The organism is Streptomyces sp. Alt3 (assembly GCF_030719215.1).
Lineage (GTDB): Bacteria > Actinomycetota > Actinomycetes > Streptomycetales > Streptomycetaceae > Streptomyces > Streptomyces glycanivorans.
Window position 1 is genome coordinate 152,381 of sequence record NZ_CP120983.1, and the last position, 26,175, is coordinate 178,555.

22 protein-coding genes and 1 pseudogene are annotated in these 26,175 nt (G+C 70.8%); 11 read left to right on the forward strand and 12 right to left on the reverse strand.

Annotated elements, in window-relative coordinates; all coding sequences use genetic code 11:
• Positions 1–130: 130 nt before the first annotated feature.
• Positions 131–2,722, forward strand: coding sequence for a glycoside hydrolase family 9 protein (locus P8A20_RS00685; RefSeq protein WP_147962717.1), 2,592 nt, complete (start codon positions 131–133; stop codon positions 2,720–2,722).
• A 164-nt stretch (positions 2,723–2,886) separates the two neighbouring features.
• Here the strand turns inward: P8A20_RS00685 and P8A20_RS00690 are convergent, their stop codons facing one another.
• On the reverse strand, positions 2,887–3,654 hold the full coding sequence (locus tag P8A20_RS00690) for a maleylpyruvate isomerase N-terminal domain-containing protein (RefSeq protein ID WP_306102638.1): 768 nt from the start codon (positions 3,652–3,654) through the stop codon (positions 2,887–2,889).
• 84 nt (positions 3,655–3,738) lie between these two features.
• Positions 3,739–4,233, reverse strand: a complete 495-nt coding sequence (locus P8A20_RS00695) for an Lrp/AsnC family transcriptional regulator (protein ID WP_147962719.1) — start codon at positions 4,231–4,233, stop codon at positions 3,739–3,741.
• Positions 4,234–4,305: 72 nt separating this feature from the next.
• Between P8A20_RS00695 and P8A20_RS00700 the strand changes: the two genes are divergently transcribed.
• Together P8A20_RS00700 and P8A20_RS00705 are read left to right on the forward strand one after the other, a co-directional pair.
• Positions 4,306–5,325 carry a DMT family transporter gene (locus tag P8A20_RS00700; RefSeq protein WP_147962720.1) on the forward strand — a complete coding sequence of 340 codons (1,020 nt, stop codon included), beginning with the start codon at positions 4,306–4,308 and terminating at the stop codon, positions 5,323–5,325.
• Positions 5,326–5,363: 38 nt separating this feature from the next.
• The gene (locus tag P8A20_RS00705) at positions 5,364–5,852 is read left to right on the forward strand and encodes a DUF2000 domain-containing protein (protein ID WP_147962721.1); all 489 of its coding nucleotides are present in this window, start codon (positions 5,364–5,366) and stop codon (positions 5,850–5,852) included.
• A gap of 664 nt (positions 5,853–6,516) precedes the next feature.
• Here the strand turns inward: P8A20_RS00705 and P8A20_RS00710 are convergent.
• The 3 genes from P8A20_RS00710 to P8A20_RS00720 all read right to left on the reverse strand — a co-directional run bounded on the left by P8A20_RS00710 (position 6,517) and on the right by P8A20_RS00720 (position 8,885).
• A complete protein-coding gene (locus tag P8A20_RS00710) occupies positions 6,517–7,542 on the reverse strand; it encodes a sporulation-delaying protein SdpB family protein (protein ID WP_261988931.1) in 1,026 nt (341 codons plus the stop codon).
• Complete coding sequence (locus P8A20_RS00715; protein ID WP_147962722.1) at positions 7,536–8,129, reverse strand: SdpA family antimicrobial peptide system protein; 594 nt, start codon at positions 8,127–8,129, stop codon at positions 7,536–7,538. The genes P8A20_RS00710 and P8A20_RS00715 overlap by 7 nt, the downstream gene beginning before the upstream one ends.
• A gap of 108 nt (positions 8,130–8,237) precedes the next feature.
• Positions 8,238–8,885: a sporulation delaying protein family toxin gene (locus P8A20_RS00720; RefSeq protein ID WP_147962723.1), complete on the reverse strand. Its 648-nt coding sequence runs from the start codon at positions 8,883–8,885 to the stop codon at positions 8,238–8,240.
• A gap of 605 nt (positions 8,886–9,490) precedes the next feature.
• On the opposite strand from P8A20_RS00720, the gene P8A20_RS00725 reads away from it, so the two are divergent.
• Positions 9,491–10,693, forward strand: a complete 1,203-nt coding sequence (locus P8A20_RS00725; RefSeq protein WP_306102639.1) for a transposase — start codon at positions 9,491–9,493, stop codon at positions 10,691–10,693.
• Positions 10,665–11,003, forward strand: a complete 339-nt coding sequence (locus P8A20_RS00730; RefSeq protein WP_306102640.1) for a transposase — start codon at positions 10,665–10,667, stop codon at positions 11,001–11,003. Before P8A20_RS00725 ends, P8A20_RS00730 begins: the two co-directional genes overlap by 29 nt.
• 58 nt (positions 11,004–11,061) lie before the next feature.
• Here the strand turns inward: P8A20_RS00730 and P8A20_RS00735 are convergent, their stop codons facing one another.
• The 3 genes from P8A20_RS00735 to P8A20_RS00745 all read right to left on the reverse strand — a co-directional run bounded on the left by P8A20_RS00735 (position 11,062) and on the right by P8A20_RS00745 (position 12,962).
• The gene (locus P8A20_RS00735) at positions 11,062–11,592 is read right to left on the reverse strand and encodes a DUF6529 family protein (RefSeq protein WP_147962724.1); all 531 of its coding nucleotides are present in this window, start codon (positions 11,590–11,592) and stop codon (positions 11,062–11,064) included.
• A gap of 65 nt (positions 11,593–11,657) precedes the next feature.
• Positions 11,658–12,149: a COG4315 family predicted lipoprotein gene (locus P8A20_RS00740; protein WP_306105099.1), complete on the reverse strand. Its 492-nt coding sequence runs from the start codon at positions 12,147–12,149 to the stop codon at positions 11,658–11,660.
• A 243-nt stretch (positions 12,150–12,392) separates the two neighbouring features.
• Entirely contained in the window at positions 12,393–12,962 is a 570-nt protein-coding gene (locus P8A20_RS00745) for a secreted protein/lipoprotein (RefSeq protein WP_261988933.1), read from the reverse strand.
• Positions 12,963–13,312: 350 nt separating this feature from the next.
• Here P8A20_RS00745 and P8A20_RS00750 point away from each other — a divergent pair, with 350 nt between their 5' ends.
• The 4 genes from P8A20_RS00750 to P8A20_RS00765 all read left to right on the forward strand — a co-directional run bounded on the left by P8A20_RS00750 (position 13,313) and on the right by P8A20_RS00765 (position 18,944).
• Positions 13,313–14,533, forward strand: coding sequence for an alginate lyase family protein (locus P8A20_RS00750; RefSeq protein ID WP_306102641.1), 1,221 nt, complete (start codon positions 13,313–13,315; stop codon positions 14,531–14,533).
• Positions 14,534–14,656: 123 nt separating this feature from the next.
• On the forward strand, positions 14,657–15,253 hold the full coding sequence (thpR, locus tag P8A20_RS00755) for an RNA 2',3'-cyclic phosphodiesterase (RefSeq protein ID WP_147962727.1): 597 nt from the start codon (positions 14,657–14,659) through the stop codon (positions 15,251–15,253).
• Between the two features lie 56 nt (positions 15,254–15,309).
• Complete coding sequence (locus P8A20_RS00760) at positions 15,310–17,373, forward strand: DUF4139 domain-containing protein (protein WP_306102642.1); 2,064 nt, start codon at positions 15,310–15,312, stop codon at positions 17,371–17,373.
• 8 nt (positions 17,374–17,381) lie between these two features.
• A complete protein-coding gene (locus P8A20_RS00765) occupies positions 17,382–18,944 on the forward strand; it encodes a mucoidy inhibitor MuiA family protein (protein ID WP_306102643.1) in 1,563 nt (520 codons plus the stop codon).
• Here the strand turns inward: P8A20_RS00765 and P8A20_RS00770 are convergent.
• The 3 genes and pseudogenes from P8A20_RS00770 to P8A20_RS00780 all read right to left on the reverse strand — a co-directional run bounded on the left by P8A20_RS00770 (position 18,931) and on the right by P8A20_RS00780 (position 22,878).
• Positions 18,931–19,764 carry a DUF427 domain-containing protein gene (locus tag P8A20_RS00770; protein WP_306102644.1) on the reverse strand — a complete coding sequence of 278 codons (834 nt, stop codon included), beginning with the start codon at positions 19,762–19,764 and terminating at the stop codon, positions 18,931–18,933. The genes P8A20_RS00765 and P8A20_RS00770 overlap by 14 nt on opposite strands.
• A 173-nt stretch (positions 19,765–19,937) precedes the next feature.
• A pseudogene (locus tag P8A20_RS00775) lies at positions 19,938–22,063 on the reverse strand (FUSC family protein).
• A 365-nt stretch (positions 22,064–22,428) separates the two neighbouring features.
• Positions 22,429–22,878, reverse strand: a complete 450-nt coding sequence (locus P8A20_RS00780) for a spore-associated protein (RefSeq protein ID WP_147964268.1) — start codon at positions 22,876–22,878, stop codon at positions 22,429–22,431.
• Between the two features lie 452 nt (positions 22,879–23,330).
• On the opposite strand from P8A20_RS00780, the gene P8A20_RS00785 reads away from it, so the two are divergent.
• Complete coding sequence (locus P8A20_RS00785; RefSeq protein ID WP_147964269.1) at positions 23,331–23,879, forward strand: tellurite resistance TerB family protein; 549 nt, start codon at positions 23,331–23,333, stop codon at positions 23,877–23,879.
• A 280-nt stretch (positions 23,880–24,159) separates the two neighbouring features.
• Here P8A20_RS00785 and P8A20_RS00790 read toward each other — a convergent pair whose 3' ends face one another.
• The gene (locus P8A20_RS00790; RefSeq protein WP_147964270.1) at positions 24,160–24,573 is read right to left on the reverse strand and encodes a thiol-disulfide oxidoreductase DCC family protein; all 414 of its coding nucleotides are present in this window, start codon (positions 24,571–24,573) and stop codon (positions 24,160–24,162) included.
• A 264-nt stretch (positions 24,574–24,837) separates the two neighbouring features.
• Between P8A20_RS00790 and P8A20_RS00795 the strand changes: the two genes are divergently transcribed.
• Positions 24,838–25,950 carry a YncE family protein gene (locus tag P8A20_RS00795; protein ID WP_147964271.1) on the forward strand — a complete coding sequence of 371 codons (1,113 nt, stop codon included), beginning with the start codon at positions 24,838–24,840 and terminating at the stop codon, positions 25,948–25,950.
• Positions 25,951–26,175 lie beyond the last annotated feature (225 nt).

A 26,175-nucleotide genomic window follows, 5' to 3' on the forward strand; every position in this document is an offset into this window, starting at 1 on the left:
TCCCACTGATCCGGGCCCGCTCTCCCGCGCCCATCGCATCTGCCGACGAAAGGCCTTCCCGGTGACTGCCTCACCACCCCCCGCACGGCCCGTGCGCAAGCGCCCCCTGCACGGGCGACGCGTTTTCGGGATGTCAGCTGCCGCCTTACTGTTCGCCGCCGCGCTGGCGGCGCCCGGTACAGCCGGTGCGCAGGAGGCCGAGCCCGGCCCCGAGCAGATCTCCAACGGCGACTTCGCCGCCGGTACCGCCCCCTGGTGGTGGACTGCGAACGCACCGGCGGCCGTGTCGGACGGCCGGCTGTGCGCCCAGGTGCCCGCCGGGACGGCCAACGCCTGGGACGTCATCGTCGGCCAGAACGACGTCCCGATCGTCGCCGGCGAAAGCTACGAACTTTCCTACTCGGCCAGTTCGGCCGTGCCCCTGACCGTCCAGACCCGGGTCCAGGAGGCTGCCGAGCCGTACACGACGGTGCTCGCCACGGCGGATCCGGTGGGTACGGACGCCACACGGGTGACCCGTACGTTCACGGCCTCGGTGGACCTGCCGGCCGCGTCGGTGCAGTTGCAGATCGGGGGCGGTGAGCGGGCGACGGCCTTCTGCCTGGACGACGTGTCGCTGCGGGGCGGGGCCGAACCACCCGTGTACGTACCGGACACCGGGTCACGTGTCCGGGTCAACCAGGTCGGGTACCTGCCCCACGGCCCCAAGAGCGGCACCGTGGTCACCGATGCCGAGGCCCCGCTGACCTGGACGGTGAAGACCGCGGACGGCACGACGGCCGCCACCGGCAGGACCGTCCCGCAGGGCGAGGACCCCAGCTCACGACAGCGGGTCCACACCTTCGGCTTCGGTGACCTCACCACCGCCGGCGACGGGTACACCGTCGAGGTCGACGGTGAGACGAGCGAGCCGTTCTCGATCCGCGGGGACCTGTACGACGGGCTGCGCTCCGACGCGCTGGCGTACTTCTACCACAACCGCAGCGGCACCCCCATCGAGGCCGACCTCGTCGGCGAGGAGTACGCCCGCCCGGCCGGCCACGTGGGTGTCGCGCCCAACAAGGGCGACACCGACGTCCCCTGCCGGCCAGGCGACTGCGACTACCGGCTGGACGTGTCCGGCGGCTGGTACGACGCGGGCGACCACGGCAAGTACGTCGTCAACGGCGGCATCTCGGTGGCCCAGCTGATGTCCACGTACGAGCGCACCCTGACCGCCCCGGACGCCGAGTCGGCGGAGCTCGGCGACGGCGAGCTGCGCGTGCCCGAACGCGACAACGGGGTGCCGGACATCCTGGACGAGGCGCGCTGGGAGATGGACTTCCTGATCAAGATGCAGGTCCCGGCCGGCGAACCGCTGGCGGGGATGGCGCACCACAAGATGCACGACGCCCAGTGGACGGGGCTGCCGATGAAGCCGCACCTCGACCCCCAGCAACGCGAGTTGCATCCTCCGTCGACGGCCGCCACGCTGAACCTCGCCGCTTCGGCCGCCCAGTGCGCCCGGCTCTACGCACCGTTCGACGCGGCCTTCGCGGACCGCTGCCGGCGGGCCGCCGAGACCGCGTGGACCGCGGCGAAGGAGCACCCGGACGTGCTCGCCGACCCGAACGACGGTACCGGTGGCGGCGCGTACAGCGACAACGACGTCTCCGACGAGTTCTACTGGGCGGCCGCCGAGCTGTTCACCACGACCGGCGAGGACACCTACCGCCAGGCAGTTCTCTCCTCCCCTCTGCACGGCGACACGGACGCGGCCTTCCCGGCGGGCGGCGGCATCTCGTGGGGCTACACAGCAGGGCTGGGAGTCCTCACACTGGCCACCGTGCCGAACGGTCTGACCTCGGCACAGTTGGGTGAGGTCCGCACCGTCGTCACCACAGGCGCCGACCGCTACGCCGCGCAGTCCCGCGCGCAGGCGTACGGACTCCCGTACGCCCCCAAGGACGAGGATTACGTCTGGGGATCGAACAGCCAGGTCCTTAACAACATGATCGTGCTGGCCACGGCCCACGACCTGACCGGCGAAACCGCCTACCAGGACGCGGTGCTGAGCGGCGCCGACTACCTCCTCGGCCGCAACCCCCTCAACCAGTCGTACGTCACCGGTTACGGCGAGCGGGACTCACGCAACCAGCACCACCGCTTCTGGGCGCATCAGAACGATCCCTCCCTCCCGAACCCGGCGCCCGGCTCCGTCGCGGGCGGGCCCAACCTCACCGCGGTCGCTTCCGGCGACCCTGTGGCGGCGGAGAAGCTGAGCGGCTGCGCCCCGGCCATGTGCTACATCGACGACATCGGGTCCTGGGCGACCAACGAGATCACCGTCAACTGGAACGCGCCACTGGCCTTCATGGCCTCCTACCTGGACGACGCGGGCGAAGGCGGCCGGGCCGTTCAGGCCCGGACGTGCAAGGTCACGTACTCCTCGCACCCGTGGAACAGCGGCTCGACGGTGACGGTCCGCGTCGAGAACACCGGTTCGGAGCCGGTGTCGCCGTGGTCGCTGACCTGGCTGCTCTCCGGTGACCAGCGGCTCAGTCACACCTGGAGCGCGGAGTTCGACCAGTCCGGACGCACGGTCAGCGCGAGGCCGCTGCCGTGGAACCGGACCCTGGCCCCAGGAAGCGCGGTCGACTTCGGCTTCAACACCTCGGCTGCGAGCCCGGCGCCGGACCCGGCGTCCTTCAAGCTGAACGGCCGGGCCTGCACGTCCGGCTGATCACAGCCCAGGTGTCGCACGCGTCCGGGCGCGGCCCCCTTCACGGGATGCCGCTCCCGGGCGCGGTCGCTCTTCACGGGCCGCCGCTACCGGGCACCCGCGCCACGTCTGGGACCGGCTGCCCCACCACCCGACGCCTCAAGTGATCCATCTGCCGGTCGGTCTCAGTCCCATTCCTGCAGCTGATGGAGCAGGTCGGCATCGCCCTCCATCCGCAGCGAGCCGGCCGGGATACGCATGTACATGATCAGGGCTATTTCGCTCGCCGTGCCGTAGACGGCGGCGGTGGGCTTGCTCTCGGCGGCCTCCGCCGCGGTGAGGCGGGTGAAGCGGGAACCCGCGGCGTCCAGCGTCTGGCGCCAGGAACCAGCATCGGCTGCGTGGTAGTCCATGGTGGCGGGCTCGCCCGGCCACGGGACCGTGACGGTGCAGACGGTGGCGAGGAACTCCTCGATGGCGTCGACCGCCTCGGTCCTCGGCAGCAGCTCCTGCGGGGTACCGGAGGCCAGCTGGGCGTCGTAGGTGTGGATCAGCGACTCCGGGACGCGGCGGCGGGCCACGGCGGCCACCGTGTGAGGCGAGGCCAGCGGCTCCCACCAGGCCCAGCAGCCCCGGTCCGGGCCGGCCTCGCGCAGAGCGGTAAGCAACTGCTCCGTCGAGTCGGCCAGCCAGGTTATGAGGGCCTCGCGCTCCCTGGGCGCCGCCAGCCCGTCCTTGCTCGGCCGCTCGGCGCCCGGCTCGGTGTTCAGCACGATGTAGGCCCAGAAGCGGTCCCCCTCGCTGAGATGGTTCGCCAGGTCGTACATCGTCCAGCCCGGGCAGGACGGGACGTCGGCGTCGAGGCTGGGGGCCGCGGCGACGGCGGCGCGGAACGCGGCGGACCGCTCGTCGATCATCCGCAGCAGGGTGGGGAAGTAGAGATGCTCAGTCACGCAGACCTTGTATCACCCGGACCGGGACTCCCGCACTCGATTAAGAGCGCCCGGCAGTAGGCGTGCTGGGCACGCCTAGCCTGGTCAGCGGGCTCTGCGTGGGGAGCGGGGCCGGTCGGGGCCGGTCGGCTCGATACAGCGGGACTGGACGTGCTCGTAGATCATCGTGGTCTGCACGTCGGCGACTTCGCGGCGTTCGGTGAGCCGGTCGATGACGAAGGCGTACACGCTGTCGACGTCCGGGACTGCGATGTGGATGAGGAAGTCGTGCGCGCCCGAGGTGACGAACAGGCCGATCACCTCGGGCAGTCGGGCGGCCCACTCCCGGAACCCTTCGATGACCGGGCGGGCCGGAGGCCGGATGCGTACCGAGATGAGTGCCTGGACGGGCCGGCCGGCAGCGTCGAGGTCCAGGACCGCGTGGTAGCCGGTGATGACGCCGCGCTCACGGAGCAGCCTGACGCGTTCCAGTGAGGTCGAGGGTGAGACCCCGGTCTTGGCCGCCAGGTCGCGGTTGGTCTGCCGTGCATCGTTCTGCAGTTCCCGCAGCAGGGCCCGGTCCAGTGCATCCAATTCCATGAGTCCCACCGTATGCCATACGAAGTTCGGCAAGCAGGCGACCTTGCCGGATTCCTGCTTAGTCTCGCGGCCATGGATACACGTACAAGCAGCACGGCCTTCGGTGCGGGGCTGGTGCTGATGGCGGCGGTGCTGTGGGGCACGGTCGGCCCTGCTCAGGTCCTGGCGGCCGGCCCCATGACGCCGGCGGCCCTCGGCGGCTGGCGGCTGGTCGTGGGCGGGCTGGTCCTCGGCCTGCTCACCGCGCGACGCCTGAGCACGCTCCGGGTTCTCACCGAGGGAAGAGTCCTGCGCCCCCTTCTGGTCTGCGCGGTTTCGACGGGCGTCTACCAGGCGGCCTTCCTCTCCTCGGTGTCGCGGACCGGGGCGGCACTGGCCACGGTGATCGCTCTGGGCACCGCGCCCGCAGCGATCGGCGTGTGCGCCCGATGGGTCGCCGGTGAGCGGATGAGCGCCGCCTGGGCAGCCGGCACCGTCGCTGCCGTCGCCGGCTGCGCCCTGCTGCTGGCGCCGGGCAGCGGCGCCCGCGTGGACTCGCTCGGCCTGCTCCTGGCGGTGGCCGCAGGCGCCTGCTACGGCCTTTACACCGTCTTCGCCAAGAAGCTGGCCTCCACCGACCACACCGCCGACCTGCCCACGCTCTCCGCGCTCTCGCTGCTGCTGGGCTCACTCCCCCTGCTCCCCTGGATGATCACCGACAGCACCCCCCTGCACGACGGCGCCACCCTCGCCCTGATCGCCTGGCTCGGCCTGGCCACCACCGCCGCCGCGTACTGGCTGTTCACCGCAGGGCTCGTCCGGGTGAAGGCGACCACCGCCGGGACCCTCAGCCTCGCCGAGCCGCTGGCCGCGGCACTGATCGGCGTTCTGCTCCTCCACGAGCACCTCTCGCTCCTCGCGTGGGCCGGCTGCGCACTGGTACTCGCCGGGATGATCACCACGTGTCTGCCCGCGATGCCTCGTGGTCGGGTCTCCGCACGAGCGACGGAGTTTCCGTCCGATCGCCGCATCACATTCACCAAGGGGGCCAGGGATGCGCCACCTCTCGAACAAGATGCAGTGACATCGACCGCCTCCAGCACATCTGCCTAACGTTTTCCGGTCTGTCCGCACGAGTCAAGAGGTGTTCCATGTCTGTGGTGAACGTGCCGAGCACGGCAACGGTGGGCTTCGCGCCGGAGGAGGTGGACTTCGCGATGTCCACCCGGCAGGCCCGGCTGAAGTGGGTCGTGGTCGTCGATGCCGGCCTGCCTCCCGGCCGTGCCGCAAACGCAGCGATCTGTGCCGCCGCCCCCACGGTGACCTCGGTCCCCGGCCCGCTGGGCACCGACGCCCCCGACGCGGAAGGCACCATGCACCCGGGGCTGCCGTGGGCGGGCTGCTCGGTGCTCGTCGCCGACTCCGCCACGCTGCGCACCATCCGCGCCAAGGCGACGGCCCGCCCTGACGTCCACGTGGCCGACGTGCCCGCAGCAGCCCAGAGCACCCGCGTGTACAGCGACTTCGTCTCGGCCGTGGGCGAGACCCGGACCGAGGACATCGACTACTGCGCGGTCAGCATCGTCGGCCCCCGCAACCCGGTCGACAAGATCGTCGGCAAGCTGCCCCTGATGCCTTGATGCCCTGGTGCCCTGGTGCCCTGGTGCCCTGATGCCTGGTGCCCTGGTGCCCTGGTGCCCTGGTGCCCTGGTGCCCTGGTGCCAGGCGCAACACGCGCGTCTCCTGGTCCGGGCCGGCCCCCACTGCGGTTGTCACGGCCTCCGCACCGGGGCGACCGTGATCGTGGGGTTCGGATACGAGCTGACGTCACGGGCCGGCCATGGGGAAGAATGGCGCGCATGACGACTTGAAGAGCACCCGCCGGGCGGCAGCGTTGGGTCAAGGTCACGAGCTGGGACACGCTCAGGGACGGTGACAGCCGAGTCTGCGCTGCCTGCGGGACAGCGGTCCGCTCCTACCAGTTCCGTCACTGTCCCCCTGAGTCCTCCGCGTTCGAGCGGTGCATCGGATTGGCCTGGTGCTCCAGCTGCCGGATCTACTCGGGCGCTATGGTCCACGTTCCCCGCACACGTTCCCTCGTCGACGCCTTGGCATCTCTTCCGGCGGACGAACGTGAGCGGCTGCTTCGCAGCGAAGCGAAACTGATCGACCACCTCGATCGTCGAAGCGGCATGTGGTCCTGACGCGCGTCGGCGGAGTCGCGCGCAACCCGGCACGCCCGCTCCTGCACGGCCGGGGTGCCACAGGGCGGCCGCGACACATGAACGAGGGGCCGTGCCGGGGCTATCGGCCGGAGCCGGCAGGTACCGACGGGCCCGAAGTCCCTGAGGAGGAGGCTTTTTCCAGGGGCTCCTGCCCGTCCTCCACGTCCCGCTTCGCGCCGTCGCCCTCCCCGGCCGGGAGATTCGGGTCGGTGGTGCCCCGCCGGAGTGTTCGGCGGACGGTCTCGGGCAGGGTGACTTCCAGATGCGAGCCGAGAGGGAAGCAGAGCACCACCAGTCCGCCGATCATGGCCAGGGCGAAACTCCACAGACCCATCATCACGGCGATGGAGAGATGGAGGAGGACTCCTGCCGCGAACAGGCGCAGGCGCAGGCGCTGCGCGAGCAACAGACTCGCGGCGAGGCCGAATTCGATAGCGAGGGGGACCCAGGTGAGCAGCGCGACGCCCATGGGGGACGCGAGCACCGGATCGACCAGGGGACGGAGCGGTCCGGGTGCGCCGAACGCAAGGCTGTGTCCCCAGTACCACATCGCGGTGCCGTCGGCCCACTCCGCGTGGGGCAGTTTGGCGACGCAGGACTGGAAGTAGAGGAACGACATCTGGATTCGTACGAGCACCAGGCCCGTCGCCCCCAGGAGCACGGTCCGACGACGGTGCGACGCGGCCCCTTCGCGAAGCGCTTGCCAGTGCCAGCGCCGGGGGTCGCCGAGCGCGGTGAGGGCGAGCAGCGACGACAGGACCACGGTGACCTGGTCGCCGCCGTCGGCGATGGCGGTTCCGGAGAAGAAACTGAAGGAAACCCAGGCATGCGGAAGCGCGGTCCACCTGGGGCGCCATCCGGATGCCACGACGACGAGGACCAGGACGCACAGCCATCGGGTCGCGGTCAGGCCGTTCTCGGGCGCCAGGCAGAAGACACCTGCCCGCATCGGCCCCGTACAGATGGGGTAGTCGCCCAGTGTCGCCACGGGACGGAAGAGGGTTCCCGTACTGCTGAAGACCATGGTGCCCAGCGTGCCCAGGGCGAGGAGTGTGCGGGCCAGCCCGTACACGTTGGTCCAGGGCACGGGTATCGGCCTCAGCATGAGACGTCCAGCAGGATGACGGTCTCCGGGGTGCGCGTGTCGGGCAGAAGGTCGCGCCAGGCCCACGGCGTCGGCTTCTGCTCGATCACCGCCGTCCGTCCGCACAGGGTCGGGTCCGGTGTCCTGTTGGTGACCGCTGTGACCGTCCTGGCCTTCTTCAGGCACTCCTGGACCGAGCTCGGTCCGCAGTCGGTACGGGTGGTCTTGCCCGCCTCATGGAGGAGCAGCGCGGTCTCGATGCCCTGGGAGCGCGAGGCCCTGTCGAATCCGTGCTCGGAGTGACGGCCGAGCGAGGCACTCGTCCAGGTGGAGCCGTCCAGATGGAAAGGCTCGAACTCCGGGCTGCGCGCCGACTTCGTGAAGAAGGCCCAGCCCTGCGGTGCGACAGTGACGGCGACGGGTTTGACGGACTGCTGGCCGGGCAGCGACAGGACGTTCTTCGGCAGCTGCGTCTGAGCCACGTACAGGGCGACGACGACGCACAGTACGGCGGTGCCGGTGATCCACGCCCGGGGCACCTCCACCGTGTGCCGGGCGGCCACGGTGACCCGGCCGCCCGCCCTGTGCGGGGAATCCTTCCACCACATGCTGTTCGTCTCTCCATGGGTTCGCGATGCACGCGCCGGCTCCGGGCCCGGCGACCGGTGCCGGCGGAACCCGAAGCCAGCACATGCTGGTGGTCGTGGGTGTCTCGGTCAGATGGTGCTCAGGACCCTGGTCAGCTCTGCCACCATTTCGTCCCTCGACAGGTTCTCGGCCGGCTCCTCGGTGTCGACCACCACGTTGATGACTGCGGCGGCGTTGATGAAGAAGCCTCCGGTCGCCACGGCGACGACCACCGCCGCCACCGCCACGGACACGACCAGGACGGCACAGGCTCCCGTGTCGCCGGGCACCGGTCCGCTCGAGTCGGAGATGTCGACCAGCATCCGGGAGACGGTCGTCATGGCCTCGTCCACGAGTCTGGGGTCGCCGCTGCGCGACTTTGCCGAGAAGTCGGCGAAGATGCCCGGGGACTTGAGCTCGATCTTCTTGATCACCTCCGCCACGGCACGGACGGCCTCGGGGGTGTCGTTCACGCCTGGCTCGATGCCGTTGAGCTTTCCGTTCGCCGCGAGCTTCGCGGCGAAGGGCCCCTGCCCGAAGAAGAGTCCGGCGAAGAGCTGATGGCCGTCCTCGGCGGCCGAGGGCTTCGTTCTCTCCAACGCTGTCGAACTGGTGCTCACGGCCTTGGTGTTCACGTCTGCGGGTGCCGCGTTCGCGCTGCCGACGGTCGTGAACGCCGCGGCTCCGGTCACGGCCGCAGCCGCGACGATGCCCACTATTCGCCCATAGTGCTTCACAGATCGTTCCTTTCGAAGGAAGTTGTGTTGACCTTGTGCGAGTCGGCGCAATCCTGGCGGTCGGTGTGGCAGCGGTACAAGGCGCTTCTGAGTCGGAAGTGACGTGTTTCAGTCAAGGTTCACTCATGTGCCACAGGTGGACGAGGGGCCCGGGGTGAGGATGCCGTCCGGGACTTCGCTGTCGACAACGGGCGGTTCGCCTGTAATGCGGTGGGTGGTATGAGGCCCGCCGCGGATCCGGTCGAGGCAGAACCTCCACCCGCTGTGCGGGCGCACGGCGACGCCGGATATCTCGCCTGGATCCGCCCTAACTTGACTCTGTCGGGGATCTTGGAATTCCTCGGTGCAACAGCATGATCAACGGGCATGCTCGCGTAGTTCCGCCGACCGATGCAGCTGTCGAGGTGCCCGTTGTCCCTTCGCCCCCGTTCCGGTGAGCAAGTCCCTTCTCTGACCGCGCGGATCGCGCGGGCGAGCAATCCGGGCGGTACGACGGCGATATGGGTACGTGACCGCCTCGATGGGCTGTGGAGCGACGAGGACTTCGCCGACTGGTACCCACGGGATGGGCGGCCGGGGCTCTCGCCCGCTCAACTGGCCACCGTTTGTGTGCTGCAGTCCTGCTCGGCCTGTCGGACCGGCAGGCCGCCGAGGCAGTCCGCTGTCGCATCGACTTCAAGTACGCCATGGCGATGGAACTGGAGGATCCCGGGTTCCATCACAGCGTGCTGGCCGACTTCCGCGACCGTCTCGCCGAAGGTGACCGCGCTGACCGCCTCCTCGACCTCGTGCTGGCCCGTCTCAAGGAGGCCGGCCTGGTGCGCGAGCGCACCACGCAGCGCACCGACTCCACCCATGTCCTGGCAGCGGTGCGTGACCTGACCCGTTTGGAGCTGGTCACCGAGGCGGTCCGCGCCGCGCTCGAAGAAGTCGCCGGTGTGTCCCCTCACTTGCTGGATGAGCTGGTCGATGAGGAGTGGGGCCTCCGCTACGGTCGGCCGGTCCGTCTGGCCAGGAACCCCACCAAGCCCACGACCAGGATCCTGACCGCCGGGAACGATGCTGTCCGGCTCCTGGAACACCTCTACCGGCGCGAAACAGGCCGCACGTCCGGCCCTCGCGTCCAGGCCCTGCGCCAGATCATGGTGCAGAACTACCACCGTGACCAGGCAGGCCGACTGCGCTGGCGCACCGCCGAGAAGGAAGGCGGACCCGGGCTGCCGCCCTCGTCCCGGGCAGTCGTCTCGCCGTACGACACCTCGGCCCGCTATGCGAGGCACGGGCACATCATCAGCTGGAAGGGGTTTGCCGCTCATCTGACGGAGACGTGCGCTCCCGGCGGCCCGAATGTGATCACGGATGTGGCCACCACCGCGGCCACCACCCACGACAGTCAGGTCCTGCCCGGCATCCACACTCGTCTGGCCCGTCGTGGGCTGCTGCCCGCCGAGCACCTGGTCGACGCCGGCTACACGTCCCTGCCCCACCTGGCACAAGCCACCCGTGAACACCAGGTCACCGTCTCCGGACCGCTGCGGAGCAACCCCACCCGCCAACACCGGCAGAACGAGGGCTTCGCCCGGGACGACTTCCACATCGACTACGACCGTCAACAGGTCATGTGTCCCCAGGGCCAGGTCAGTGCGGGCTGGCACGGCCCTTACACGACCTCGTCACCCACCGCGGCTCCGCTGATCGTGGCCCGGTTCACCAAGAGTCAGTGCCTGGCCCTGCCCAGCCCGCACTCAGTGCACCTCCACCGCGGACAGTGCCCGAACTGTGGGCTTTCCCCCGAAAGAACTCCATGACCTGCAACTTCGCGTCCGCGCGGAGCAACAGACGCCCGAGTGGAAGACCCGCTATGCGGTCCGCTCGGGAGTGGAGGGCACGGTCAACGAGTTCGCCCACGGACACGGAATACGGCGCTGCCGCTACCGAGGACAGGAAAAGGCCCACATCCAGCACGTTCTGACGGCCATCGCCGTCAACATCGAGCGCCTCAGCGGACTGCCACCGGCCGAAGAAGCACCGACGTCCCGCCGACCGACTGCCTTCCAGCACTACCTCGACCAGCGCGAGATACCCCGACCGAAGTCCTGGCGAACCCTGGGAACCTGACTGGCACCTTCAAGATCCCCGACAGAGTCAAGCTAAGGGCTGCGCCGAGCCCACGTCCTCAGCCGGACGGAAATCCCGGTACCGAGTCCCCGTTCAGCGCCCACAGAGCGGCGGTGTACCAGAGGAGGGCGACACCAAGCACGAGCAGGCCGCCCACCACCGGAAGCAGCAGGCCGGGCAGGCGTCTGCTGTGCACCACGATGACCTTGGCCGCGAAAGCGCCGTAGAGGGCGCACCCGGCGAAGGAGTGGATCGCGACGCGCGGGGATGTCGTCTCGATCCCGTAGGTCGTGAGGCAGTGGTACGCGATCGGCAGCGAGAAGAGGAAGGTGAGGAACCCGAGCGTTCGGTGCCCCAGGCGCACCGGGCGGGATGCGGGGCCGACGCCCGGCACGCGGCCGTACATCCACAGGGCGAGGCCTAGTTGGACGAAGGCGAGACCGAGCAGCGCGGTCCCGAGCCGGGCTTTGAGGTCGACCGTGCCGGTGCCGTACTCGCCGAAGAGCCCGTTGAGGTAGTTCGGGGTGTGGTGTGTGCCGAAGAGGTAGATCCCGGCGGCGACCGCGACGGGTACCAGTACGGCGAGCACGGCGACGGGTGCGCGTTTCCTGTCGCCGCGTTCGCCGCGCCGCGAGCTCGCGCCGTTCGCCCGGATCAGCTCTCCACCTGCTTGCCCTTGGCGTCGAGGACGTACCACTCGGCACCGAACTGGTCGAGGTTCTGACCGTTCGTCTGGCCGGGCTCGGTGTCGCCTGCGTAGTAGTACAGGGGGTGGCCGTTGTAGGTGACCTGTTCGTCACCGTCGGAGCGCTTGGTCTTGTCGAGCAGCTTCTTGTCCACGCCCTTGCCGACCTCGGCTGCGCCCTTGGTGAGGAGAGGGGGCCAGGCCTTGGCGCAGGCACCTGTGCAGTTCGACTTGTTCTTCTTGTCGGCGAGGAAGAGGTAGAGGGTGTTGCCCTTGTCGTCGACGAGGATGTCTCCGAGCCCGCCCGCCGACTTCGTGTCCACGGTGGCCGGCGTCGAGGGCGAGGCGCTCGAGGAGGTGGGCCCGTTCCCCTCCCCCGAGGCACTCTCGGAACAGCTGGTCAGGGCGCCGGCGAGCAGCAGTGTGGCGGCACAGGTGGCCGCTGTGGCGATGCGTTTCATCATGGGCTCCATGGGTGGGAGTGCGCGGGACCCCATGTCTCTGCCCGACCGTGCCCGTCCGTTCACAGCGTCGCCGTCGACACCACTCCCCCGGGGGCACTTCGTACGGCTCGCACGCGAGGGGCCGCCCCCGCGCCACTCGAATGCCGATCCGCTGCCCGCCGCCGCGCCGCCCCGGGCCCCTTTACCCTGGAGTCACGCGGCCCTCGCCACCCCGACGCGGCCATGCCCCGGAGAACGGTCTCAGCACGACCGGGTTCTGTGCGCCGTGTACGCGGTGACCTTCCATCGCTCGCCGGCCCGCTGCTCCATCCTCGCCGTGGCAACGTGACGTGACGGCCGGCCGGCGGGCCGGGGGATGCGCCAGCCCGTCGTCGTGTCGAGCGTCTGCCATCTCGACGCGTCTACGCAGTCCCGCACGGTCGCCGTGGGCGGCTGTGCGCCGCCGGCGAGGGCGGTGACCTCCGGGTCGTGTCCGAGTTCACCGCGCATGGCCACGCCCTGCTCGGCCATACGGGCCAGTTCCTTCTCGACCGCGCGCGAGACGGCGGGCGTCATGTACCGCTCCAGCTCCGTCCCCTCCGCCGAGGCCGCCCTGTGTGCCTTCTCGTACTCGGCGGACATCAGGCGGTACGCCTCCAGCACCTCGGCGGGGCCGGCCTCCACCGGGGCGGGGGTGATGAGCAGGGCCGAGGACAGAGGCGTGTCCGGGGCGGCGGCCGTGGTCGCGGAAGGTACGCCGCCGGAGGGTTTCGCGTCGCCCGCCCCTTCGGCGCCGCTGCCACCGCAGCCGGCCAGGAGGAGAACCAGCATCGCGGCACCGCACCGGACCGTCATAGGCGTCCGGGAGTGTCTCTGCCGAGCCGTCACCATCAGAACCCCAAACTCTCCGTCCGATATCGATCACCACCCCAACGACGTCCGCCCCACGCAGGTCACCCTCGGCCGAGCACGGCACGACGAAGGACGTCGCGCCCGGGGTCCGGCTGCCGCGAGCAGGCCATCCGTGCCCGCGCGCCAAGTTCTCATCCATGAACGCGAGTTGAGCTGCTAATCCGTCGCGAGCTCTTGACTGCCCCCTGGTCTGTACCTATGGTCACCGATCAGCGCGCGTGTTCAACATCCAGTGCATCGTTCACATAGACGAACGAATGGCCCCCCACATGCCCGACACTCCCGCAATCCACCGCAAGCGACGGCGTCCGGCGCTGCTGGTCACCGCGGCCGCCGCGACCGCCGCCCTGGTGGCAGGCTTCCTCTCCCTGCCCGGCGCGCCCCGCGCCGAGGCGGCGCCGGCCGTCTTCGCCCACCCCGGCGTCACCGTCTCCAAGGGACAACTCGACTTCACCCGCGGAAAGGTCAACGCGGGAGCGCAGCCCTGGAAGGGCGCGTACGACCAGATGATGGCGAGCAGGTACGCCGACCTGAACCGCACCGCCAAGCCCCGCGCGACCGTCGAGTGCGGCTCCTACTCCAACCCGAACTACGGCTGTACGGACGAGCGTGAGGACGCGATAGCCGCGTACACCAACGCACTCGCCTGGTACATCACACGCGACGACCGGTACGCGAAGAAGTCGATCGAGCTGATGGACGCCTGGTCGGCGGTGATCAAGAGCCACACCAACAGCAACGCGCCGCTGCAGACCGGCTGGGCCGGCTCCTCCTGGCCGAAGGCGGCCGAGATCATCAAGTACACGTACACCGGTACCTGGGCCGGATCCGGTCGTTTCGCCACCATGCTGCGTGACGTCTACCTGCCGAAGGTCGTCAACGGCTCCAACTCCAACGGGAACTGGGAGCTGTCGATGATGGAGGCCGCCGTCGGCATCTCCGTCTTCCTCGAGGACAAGGCCTCGTACGACAAGGCGATGGCGACGTTCCGGACACGCACGGCCGCATACGTCTACCTCGCCTCGGACGGGGCCCTGCCCCGGACCGTACCGAGCCAGAACCTCGACACCACCGCGAAGGTCGTCAACTACTGGCAGGGGCAGTCCACCTTCGTCACCGGGCTGACCCAGGAGACCTGCCGCGACTTCACACACACCGGTTACGGGATCTCGGCCATCGCCCACATCGCCGAGACCAGCCGCATCCAGGGCCAGGATCTCTACGGCACGGACGTCGGCGAACGCCTGCGGCAGGCGCTCGGCTTCCACTCCAGGTACCAGCTGGGCGAGCCCGCCCCGAGCTGGCTGTGCGGCGGCTCGCTGAACCTGGGGCTCGGGCCCGTCACCGAGGTCGGCTACAACGCCCTGCACAACCGCCTCGGCACCGCGATGACCAACACCCAGAGGCTGACCGAGCAGAACCGCCCGGCCGGCAGCAACAACCTGTTCGTGGCCTGGGAGACACTGACCCACGGCGACAACCCGAACTGATCCGGTGGTCCGGGGAGGCTCCCCCGCCCGGCCTCGTCAGGGGGCCGCCTCCTCGGACCGCGAGCGCCTGAAGGGCGGGACCCGGTCCACGGCCCGCCACCGGCATGCGGTACGAAGTCGGGTGTGAACGAAGAGACCCAGCCCGCGACCGTTCGCGTGTTCGTCGCCCTCGCCCCGCCCGACCGGGCGAAGGACGAGCTCGCCCGGGAACTGCGCCCCGCCTACGCCACGCATCCTCATGTGCGGTGGAACCGCATCGAGGACTGGCACATCACGCTGGCGTTCCTCGGCGAGCTCCCGACCTCGGCCGTTCCGCTCCTGCGTCCGCCGCTCGCCCGTCTCGCGTCCGAACACCGGCCGCCCCGCCTGGCGCTGCGGGGCAGCGGAACCTTCGACGACCGGGTGCTGTGGACCGGCGTGGACGGCGACCTCGACGAACTGCACATGCTCGCCGCCGATGTGCGTAGCACGGTCAAGAGCTGCGGTGTCGCCTTCGAGGACCGCCCCCTGCGCCCCCACCTGACCCTCGCCCGGGCCCGGCGCGGCGACCGGTCCTCGATGGCGGAGATCGCCGAGGGGGTCGCCGCGTTCGACGGCAGGCAGTGGCCTGCCGAGCGCCTGCACCTGGTGGGCAGCAACGTCGCCCGCAGCCCCGGACCGATCCACTACCGCGACATCGAGGCCTGGGCCCTGGGCGGCGGAAACGGCTGCGGGGCCTGACGCACAGGGATTTGCCCGGGCGTACACTCGGCCCGGCGCGAACGGGGGCGAAGGACATGACGATCGAAGCAGCGCGGCGGTGGGGGTCCCACCTCGATTCCGTGGTGGTGTACGAGCAGGGTGCGGTCTGCCGCCGCCTGGCCCGGGGCGTCGTGCCGCCCGACGGCAGGGTACGGGTGACGGGCCTGCCCCGCTCCCTGGATCCGGCCTCGCTGCGGGCCCGGATCCCGGACGCCCGCGGGGTGCGAGTCAGTGAGGCCCGCGTCGAGGTCGAGGCGGAGCCTCTCGACACGGCTGCGGCCGGCGGCCTGCGCGAAGAGGTCGAGCGGCTGCGGGACGAACACGCCGCGGCACGAGGGCGCCGGGACCACCAGCTGAGTCTGATCGAGGAGATCGGATCGCTGGGCCCCGTCCCGCCACCCCGCCTGCCCGAGGACGCCCGTCGTCGCACTCCGGTCGATGCGTGGCTGGAACTCGCCGGCTTCGTGGACGAGCGGCTCACGCGACTGCACGCCCGCCTCGTCGAGCTGGAGGACGCCCTGCGAGGCACCGAGCACGAGCTCGGCATCGCCGTGGACAGGCTCGCCCGCGCCTCGACCGACGTACCGCCGGCTCATGTGGAGACCACCGTCTCGGCCCTCCTCACCTTCGACGTCACCGGCACCGGGGACCCGGACACCGAGGTCGGGCTGGAACTCGAGTACGGGGTGCCGGGTGCCGTCTGGGCGCCCGCATACCGTCTCACCTACCGTCAGGGGGAGAGCAGCGGCCGTCTGGTGCTTCGCGCCTCGGTGGCCCAGCGCACCGGTGAGGACTGGACCGACGTGTCCCTGGGCCTGGCCACGGCAGACCTACGACGCGGAACCGGTCTGCCGAAGCTACGTTCGGTCCGGATCGGGCGGAGCCAGCCGGCCCCCGCACCCGCCGGATGGCGCGAGCCGCCGGCGGGCCTCGCCGACCTCTTCACCGGATACGACACGGCCCCCCGTCGCCCTGCCCCGGCTGCCGGGCCGGCAGCTCCCTCCCTACCTCCGCCCGTTCCGCCGTCGCTGCCCGCGCCGCAGGGCTACGGAGGGCCTCCGGCCTCACTCGCGGCAGCCGGCGGCGCGGGGGGCGCCTCCCCCGAACGCTTCGGCAGACATGTGCCCGCCCCGGCACCGGCCGCAAGGGCGCGTAAGGCCGAGCCGCATCGTCCGGGGGGCAGGCCCTCGGGAGCTCCCGCCCCCGCCGCTCCCGGCGGTGCTCCCCCGCCGCCCTCGGCACCTCCGGCCCCTCCGACCGGCCCACCGCAGCCGAGCGGAGCGGAGCTCGACTACTCGGCTCTGGTCCTGTGCGGTCCCGACGAGCAGGGCGGGCGCAGGGGCCGGCTGTTCCCCGGCGCCCCATCGGACCCGGTGGCGACCGGGCACCGCCACCGCGCCGAATCGGTGGCCGTGCTGCCGCTGCCCGGCCACGCGGTGAGGCCACGCGAATCAGCGGGCTCCTTCGACCACCGCTTCGACACCGCTGCCCGCACCGACATCCCGTCGGACGGCACCTGGCACACCGTCACCATCGGCGAGATCTCCCTCGGCACGCAGACCGAATACCTCTGCACACCGTCCGTGGAACAGACCGTCTACTCGTCCCTGATCCTCTCCAACTCCTCGGACCAAGCTCTCCTCGCCGGCCCGGTGGAGGTCACCGTCGACGACGACTTCCTGCTGACCGCCGCACTGCCCACGCTCGCCCCCGGCGGCGTGCGCCAGGTCGGGCTCGGACCGGTCGAGGGCATCCAGGTCGTCCGCCGCACGAACCTTCACGAGTCGACCTCGGGACTGCGCAACAGCACCACCGTCCTCGACCATCGGGTTCACGTGGAGCTGGCCAACCGCCTCGCCGGCCCCGTCACCGTCGAGGTGCGTGAGCGGGTGCCCGTCACCTCCGATCCGGACGTCAGGATCGAGGAGCGGGCCGACTGGACGCGGCCCGAGGGTGGGTCCGTACAGGATCCCCCTGCCGCGGGCACCCGTATCTGGCGGGTCGACCTCCCCGCCGGCGGGACCACCGAACTCGACGGCGGCTACGAGATCCGGATACCGGCCGGCAGGGCCGTCGCCGGCGGCAACCGCAGGAGCTGACACACGCCATGACCACGACCAAGAACCCGATCGCCCTGCCCGTCACGGCGGTGACCTGCCTGGAGGATCGGGCCCATGTCGAGCGTGTAGTCGTACTCGATCTGGCAGCGGGGGTGCAGCGGCTGCGTCTCGGACCGGTCAGCGCCCTGGCCGTCGACCGGACGCTCCACGCCGAACTGTCCGCCGGCCACTCCGCGACCGTGCTCGACGTCCGGCTCACCCGCAGCTGGACGCCGCGCGGGCCCGTGCCGGACCCTGATGGCGACTCCGCTCTGAGCCTGCGGGTGCACGCCCTCGTACGGGAGCAACTCGACCTGGAACAGAGGCGCGAGCGACTCCACGCGCGCCGGCACCTGCTGGCCGTACTCGCCACGGATCTGCTGCGCGAGATCGGCGAGGGCGCCGGAGCCGGAGAGACGGACAGCGCCCGCTGGTCCCGCGAACTGGACCGGGCCGACGACGAACGTGCCTCGTGCGGCGAGCAACTGCGCGCCGTGGAAGCCCGGCTGGCCGCTGTCGGCGACGAACGCGGAGAGGCCGAGCGTGCGATGCGGCTGGCCGAGGACGAGCCCGCAGAACTCGTCGCCCACATCGAGCTGACCGTGGAGTCGGCCGCCGCCGGTCCGGTCGAGCTGCGTCTGAGCCACCTCACCCCGTGCGCCCTGTGGCGGCCCGCCTACCGCGCGGTGCTCGGCGGTGACTCCCTGACGCTGGAGACCGACGCGATGGTCTGGCAGCGCACCGGCGAGGACTGGTCGGACGTGCGGCTGACCTTGTCCACGGCGCGCTCGGCGCTCGCCACCGAACCGCCGTCGCTCGGTGAGGACCGGCTGACCCTCACGGACCGCTCCGCCGCTGAGCGGCGCACGGTCGGTGTCGAACTGCGCGAGGAGGAGACGCATGCCCTCGGCTCGGCCTCGGTGCTCGGTCTGCCGGGGGTGGACGACGGCGGCGAGGCACGGGTGCTGCGGTCCCCCACCCGGGTGTCCGTCCCCGGTGACGGCCGCGCGCACCGCGTGCCGCTGTCCGGCTTCACCACGGCGGCGCGCAGCGAATACGCCTGTTCCCCGGAACTGTCGCCACTGGTCACGCAGGTGGTGCGGTTCGACAACCGGGCCGGCCACGCGCTGCTCGCCGGACCCGTCGACCTCGTCCGCGACAGCGGATTCATCGGCCGCGGCACGCTGGACTTCTCGGCCCCCGGTGCTTCCTGCGAACTCGCCTTCGGCAGCCGCGACGACCACCGGGTGGTGCGGCAGGCGGAAGAGACAAGGGAAACGGCCGGGCTCACCCAACGGACCGTCATCACACGTACGGTCCGGCTGCACCTGTCCCGGTTCTCGCCCCCGGGCGAGCGGGGAGACCGTGTGGTCACCGTACGGGAGCGTCTTCCGGTCTCCGAGGTGTCGGCCGTGGAGACACGTCTGCGGAAGGAATCGTGCGAGCCCGAGCCCGACACGGTCGACGCCGAAGGCATCGCCCGATGGGATGTCGCTCTTCCGCCCGACGGCCACCGCTCGGTCACCCTGGTCTACGAGCTCTCGGCGAGCTCCAAGGTCACCGGCCTCTGAGATCCGGCCGGCTGTCGTGTGCGGCCACGGAGTCCCCGGGGCGCTTTCCTGCCCTGCCGGAGGTTCGCGGCAGCCGCGCGCCGTCGACGTACAGATCCACGCGCTCGTCGTAGAACGCGACGAGGCCGGCGATGCGGTTGACGTGTGCCGTCGGGAAGTCGTAGGCCCAGGCGATGTCCTCGTGGGTGGCGATGGCGCTGTCGAAGGACCAGTAGCTGCTCGTGGTGCCCTTGTACGGGCAGCGGGTCACCGTGTCCGAGTGACGGAGCCGTGCCCGGTCGACGTGCGTGAGGTCGAGGTAGTAACGGGTCGGCAGGCCGGTCTCGAACAGTTTGACGCAGCCGGGCGCTTCCGCGAGCACGGCACCGTCCAGCTCCACACGGACGCTGCTGGAGGAACGGAGCGCGTCCACGCGGGAGTACGGGCTCCTCGGGTGGACGAAGACCGGTTCGTCCTCCTCGAACCAGGAGTCCAGCGCCTCCCACTCGAAGCGGACGGTGCCGAGCAGGGCGGACGGGGCTCCGTCCACCCACACCCATGCCGCTCCCTCGCGGACCTCGGAGCCGGCCCGCAGGGTGTGGCGCCGCGCGGGCCCGGCGCCCCGTTCCTCCGTGTGGCCGTCGTCGGTGAGCACGCCCTCGGCCAGGTCCTCGACCGGAATGCTGAACTGGGGGTAGGGGGGCCACTCCCACACGTACAGTGCGCGCCGCGTGTCGAACACGGTGCTTCCGCCGATCGTCCCCCGGATGCGGCGTGGCACGGGCTCGACGTGCCCGGCCGGGACGATGAGGCTCGGGTGCTGGATTCTCTCGTCCGCCATGGTCGGTCACCTCGGTCCGGTCGGTCGCCGTGCACCCCGTCGTCCTCGGCGTGCGTCCGGGCGGGTGTGCTCACCCCGGGCCGGGCCCTTCGCCTTCGTCCGGGGCGTCGATGGACGCCCAACGATGACACCCCGGACGTGCGGGGCGTGCGAGGCGCGCGTAGCAGGCCGAGTCACGGTTGAGCTCGGGTCGGCCGGCGCGTCACCGAGGCGTCGATGCGTGCGAGCTGTCGGCCGAGACTTGTCAGCCACACCTCCAGGTCGACGGACAGGGAGGCCGGTGAGTAGCTCTCCGGTTCCGGCGACGGGCGTGGCGCCGACACCGGGTGACCGCCCGTGAGCAAGGAGGCGATCCGGTCGGCCTCCGCGTGCAGGCCGGCCGCGGCGGCGCGGGCCCGGATGGCGGAGGGGTTCGGCGGGCCGGTGCTCGGGCGGAGGCCGAAGCGGGGCAGCCGGTGCGCGCCCAGGAGCATGTGATGTGCGGCGATGAGGACTGCGTGCCAGTCCGGTTCGGCGTCCTTCGAACCGGTTCCCGCCTCGCTGCGGTACTGGGCGTACGCCGCCTCCGCGAGGCGGAGCCGGTGCAGGCTCGGCAGTGTCTTCGGCAAGGCCCGCGATCCGGGCGACGGGACCAGCAGGGCCTCCGCGGTGGGCGGTACGAGCGCGCCGCAGGTGCGCAGCAGCTCCGCCATGGCGCGGCGGACCTCCCGCCCGGCCCCGGCGGGCCAGGCCAGGAGGCCGCACAGGAGGCCGATCACGCTGCCGGTGGCCACGTCGACCATCCGGGCCTCCGACAGCCGCCAGGTGACCGGCGCCATCTGGGCGAACGCCGTTGCCACGACCAGGGTGAACAGCCCTTGTGTGTAAGCGGTGCCCAGCATCGGTCCGAGCGAGAATCCCACCAGCATCGCGGGGGCGAGCAGGATCGCGTAGGCGTCCGTGCGGGCCCCGAGGCCGATCAGGAGTGCCCCTGCGGCCAGCGCTCCGACCGCGTTGCCGGCCAGCGCCCGCCGTGCCGCCCGCCAGGTCGCTCCCACGGTCGTCCGCCCGAGGGTCAGCACGGCCAGCAGCACCCAGAACCCGTGGTCCAGGTCGAGGAGCCGGCCACCAGCCGGGCGGCCGCGAGACCGAGAGCGGTCCGCACGGCGTTCTGGAAGAGCACGGAGCGGAGCGTCACGTTACCGAGGACACGACGGGCCCACAGCTTCGGGCTGGAGAGCTCCGCGTACCAGAACAGATCGCGAGGTGCGGGCGGGTCTTTCGGCCTGCCGTTCGCCGCGATGCCGACGGTGACCTCCACGATCCGTGCGGACTCGGCCAGCGCCAGCACGCGCGACTGCCGCCGGAGCACGGTGAGAGGGGGCGTTCGGCCGTTCGTTCCGGCAGTGGGCGGCTCGGGAGCCGGTCGGCCTGGGGAAGCCGGTCCGGGAGCCGTGCGGACACGTTCCGACTGGAAGTTCCGCATGGCCTGTTCCAGGGCTCCCGGCGCCGGCGGGCGGCGCCCCGTGCGCAGGTGGTCCGCGCTGGTGTCGCACACCACCGCGACCCGGCCGAGGAGGGCGTCGGACGCGTGGTCGGGGGCTGCCGGCGGCATCTCGGCGAGCCCGGCCAGCTGGTCCAGTAGCCGGCGTACGGCGCGGCCGCCCTGTTCCAGTGCGCGGTCGGTCCGGCCCGCACCGGCGGGGCGTTCCGAGGGCGGGACGCGTGAGAGCCGCATCGCCGAAGCCGTGTCGCGCAGGTTCTCCGCAGTCACCTCGCCGGTGGTGGCTCCGCAGGCCGCCGTCGCGAGCGCGGCCGACAGCCGCTTGCGATAGGAGGGAACGGGTGGATCGGGCAGCAGGACATGCGATGCGGCAAGGAGCAGCATGCCTGCGGCGAGCCCTGCGAGTCGCTCGCCCAGGGCGTCCGGAGCGTAGGGCGGGAAGCAGGCGAGGATGTAGAAGAGCTGGAGCCCGGGTGCGGCGCCGGCCGGTCGCGGGCCGGCCACAGCGGCGAACGCCAGGAGGAATCCGATGACGAGCATGCCTCCGGTCGCGGCCCAGGTGTCCGCCGCGAGAAGCGTTCCCAGCGCAGCCAGACCCAGCGCGGGCGGCAGCGCGCGCAACACCACGAAGGCCTGTTTTCAGCCGGATCCTGGGATGGCCGACAGAAGGCCGATGGCGATGGGTGCGAAGAGGGCGTAGAGCGCCGCGGCCGGCAGCTCGGCGAGATACAGCAGCGGGTAGAAGCCGATGCTCGCCGCGACGGTCACCCGTAGGGACCTCCGCAGGATCACCGCCCTCCCGGCCTCGGCGCTCACACCGCGCCCTCGACCCGGACCGCTCCTGCTCCAGGCGGGGGCGGCGGTGACCAGGGCCGGTGCCGCACGCGTCGGGGCTGTGCGCTCATTCCGCACCCCTCTCCCGCATGAGAACTTCGGCGCAGGCTCGTGGTCAGCTGCCTGCCTGCCATTGTCGGTCGGCTCCGGGCCACCGGCCACCCGCTCAGGGCGTCGGCGGGTCCGGTCGGCCCGGCGGCGCCACTGAGCGGGGAAGCGCGGACGACGGCGGGCCGGGCACACGTTCTGCCCGGCCCGCCGCTGCCCTCGGGCACGGGCGTCCTCCACCGCTGGAGCCGGAGGGGATGCCCGTGAGCGCGAGTCCTCGCGATGCCGAGGACCCGGAATCAGCGGATCTCGGTGGTCCGCTGCTCCTTGAGGGCCGCGCAGTTGGAGTTCTCCACCGACACGTAGACGTTGGCGATGCTGCCGCCCCAGCTCACGCAGTAGCCCTTGCCGTAGACGTAGCCCGGTCCGGCGTAGGACGTGAAGCTTCCGTCGTCCCCGGCCCACTCGTCGGTGGCGGGGACGTAGATGTACGCGGACATCGGCTTGGCCGAACCCGGGTTGGTCCGGATGGTGGCGACACAGTTCCGGCCGTTGGAGGAGTTGTACGTCAGGTACACAGTGCCCAGCGAGCCGACGGGGACCGAGTTGACGGTCTTGTACGCCTTGCCGCAGACACCCTGCGGTGTGACGTTCGGCGCGGCGGAGGCCGTCGCGCCGAACGCGGCCGTGCCACCCACGAGCAGTGCGGTGGCCGCTCCGACAGCCGCGACATTACGCGCAGTTCTCATATTTCCCCCTTGTGTCCCTGAGAGCTGTTTGCTCCCACTTGATGTGACCCTCGAACGACTCGGATGGTTGCACCGCATACACGTAGAGGTACGGGACGATCACCGCGGGATCGGGCTCCTCGCGGGATCCTGGCCGGTCGGACGCCTGCCGGGCGACGAAAAGTTTTCGGACTTCCGCCTCTGGGCCCCCTTCCCGGCGGTGGCGGCTCACGCGGCAGCGGGGCCACGGGTTGCGCCGCGCCCGGCCTGACCGATCGTCAAGAAGGCCCGCATTCCGACTCGACGGGGCGGACCATCGTCGACGACGACGCCTCCGGGGCGCAGCGAGCCGACCGGCGACCGCGACGCAGGAGCTCCGCGACTTTGCGGAACCTTTACCCGCGATCGTCCGTTGGCCGGGTGAGCGAACGGGCTCGCGACCGACAACTCAGACGAAGACCGAGGTGACCTCGATGGCAGTGTGGGACCGACTCAAGGATCAGGCCAGGACGCTGCAGCAGGGCCAGGGCGCACGCGGGCAGGCACCTGGAGGAAGCGCCGGGCGGGGCCCGGGGGGCGGCTCGCGCGCCCAGCTGGTCAGCACTCTGAAGTCACAGCTCGCATCTCTCAAGACGGAGCTGAAGAGCGGCGCCTACCGCGACGCGAGCATGGCGATGTGTGCGCTTGTCGCGGCCGCCGACGGGCATGTGGACCCCGCCGAGCGCCGGCATGTGGAGTCCCTGATCCTGGGCAACGAAGTCCTCCAGAACTTCCCGCCGGAGCAGTTGCGTCAGCGCTTCAACAAGCACGCGGACCAGTTGACTCTCAACTTCCAGCAGGGCAAGGCGGACGCGATCCAGGAGATCGCCAAGACGGCCAAGAAGCCGACGGAAGCCAGGGCCGTGCTCCAGACGGGCATCGTCATCGCCGGCGCCGACGGCAACTTCTCGCAGGCCGAGCACATGATCCTCCGAGAGGCATGCACGACGCTGGGGCTCTCCCCCGCCGAATTCCAGCTCTGATCCGAAGCCCCGGCAGGCCGCCCCTTCAGGGGCGGCGGGCCGGGCACGACGACTGTGTCCGCCGGCGGATCACACGCCACGCACGGCCGTGCGGGCAGACTCGCCGGCGGACGACCTCACACACAGAGCGGCGGCCGGTCGAGGCCCAGAGGAACGCGCAGCCGACCACTCGACGACTGCCGCCGCAGAATTAGCCACGATCGACCGACACGCCCGTGCGGAGGGCGTGTCCGCTCCGCACTCACCCCGCCCTCACCGCCGGCCGGACATACCGCTCTCGTCACTCGGCATGCCCCGAGGGCGCCCGTGTGCCCGACCGGCGGTCCGCAGGCAGCGCACAGGCCGGCGTTCCGCCCGGCATCCGCTCGCGGTTGTTCGCGACGAGCCGGTAGACACCGTGCGCGATCCAGCGGAAAGGCGGAAGAGAGAGCAGCACCCCTGGGACGACCCAGCCTCGCCCGGCGTCCTGGAGCAGCTTGGCGACCGCCTGCACACCCCCGTGGACCGCTCCGGCCGGTGTCACCCACAGGAGTTCGTACTCCGCCCGCTCCTGGGTGACGCCGAGGACGTCCAGGTCCGCGAACTGCCAGGGAGAGATCTCGCAGCGCGGCCGGAGACGCCGCTCGGCGAACCTCACGGAAGAGGTACAGAAAGCACAGTCTCCGTCGTAGATCAGCACAGGTCGCGTCCGCATGACCTCATCATGCCCCACCGGATGGTCGAGGCGTGATTGACCCCTGAGCAAAAGTTAGCTTAGCCTTACCTAAATTTTACTGAGCTGTGGAGCTGCACGCGGTGGCCGCGCGCCGGAAGGACGTCGCTCGGCACATGTTCCTCCACCTGGATGCCCAGGACCTCGGGCCGGCCGACCGGCCGGCATCGGACAAGAAGGCGCGGACCGAACGCGCCCGACACGACGGGCGCTTCGAGAAGCGCGCGTCCAGGGAGAACAGCACAGATGGACTCGCCCAATAGCCGTGTCCGCCGCATAGCCGCAATCGCCGTCACACTCGCGGTCGGCAGCGTTTTCACGCTCACCAGAACCGCGGCGGCAGGTGGCGGCACAGAAGGTGCCGGCACCCCGCCCGGCTCGCACGTGACGTCGGTCCCGCTCGCACCAGGCCTCTACCAGTCCGCCTACTCCGAACGTAACGGCGTCCTCTGGGCGACCGCCTCCGTCGGGCAGCCTCCCGCCCCGGTCACCGGTTCCCAGCTGCTGCGGATCGATCCCGGCACCCTGGAGGTGCAAGCGGCGTACACGCCGCCCACGAGCGGCACGGTCGAGGCGGTCTACGGCATCGACGTCGACGACGAGCACGACACGCTCTGGGTCACCAACACCCGCGACAACTCGGTGGCCGTCTACAGCCAGAGCACGGGCAGGCACCTCGTCACCCGTCAGAACGTGAACCACTCCCGCGAGGTCGTCGTGGACGAGAAGCGCGACCTGGTATGGGCGAGCGCCTTCGGCGACGGTGCTCTCGTCGCCTTCGACACCCGCACCTTCAAGGAGGTCAGGCGTGTGACCGTCGAGGGGGGCGGGCCCACCGGGCTGACGGTCGACGAACGCACGGGCACGGTCTACGCGGCCGACTTCACGAACGATCAGATCATCGAGGTCGCTCCCGGCTCCAGGACCCCGCGCCTGATTCCCACCGGCGAAGGACCGCTCTCGATCGCACTCTCCACCGACGGGCGCAGCGCGTACACGGCCGACCAGACCTCGGGGACCCTGTCCGTCGTCGACCTGCGGAAGGGCGTCGTCGCCACGTCTGTGCGGACGGGGAAGGGAGCGAAGTCCGTTGCCGTGGAGGCGTGTTCGGGCCGCGTCCTGGTCGCCGACCGGCTGGCCGCAAGCGTGTCGGTGGTCGACCCGCGCAAGGGGGCCGTGGTGGAGTCCGTGACCACCGATGCGTACCCCAACCACGTCGAGGTGACCGACGGCGGCACCGCCTACGTGCTAGACAAGTCCGGCTCCGGCCCCGCCGGCGAGGACGGGATCACCCGGATACGCCTGCACCCGCAGAGCCCTGCCCACCATGACCCGACAGAGGTACGCCCTGTCTGCTGACCTGACACTCCCACAGGTCGTGGCACAGGGCCGGGCGAGGACGACCGGCTCCCGGAGGTGGTGCGCGGGGGAACGCGTTCGGCGTCCCCCCGCACGGCACGACGCGCGGCTGCTCCTCCGCACGACACCGCCCGCGCGTCGGCAGGTCCGCCGGAACGGGAAGCCAACGCCCTACGCTGGGCAGCAAGAACGCTGGCGGACGCATGCCGAGCCCCCGATCTCCCG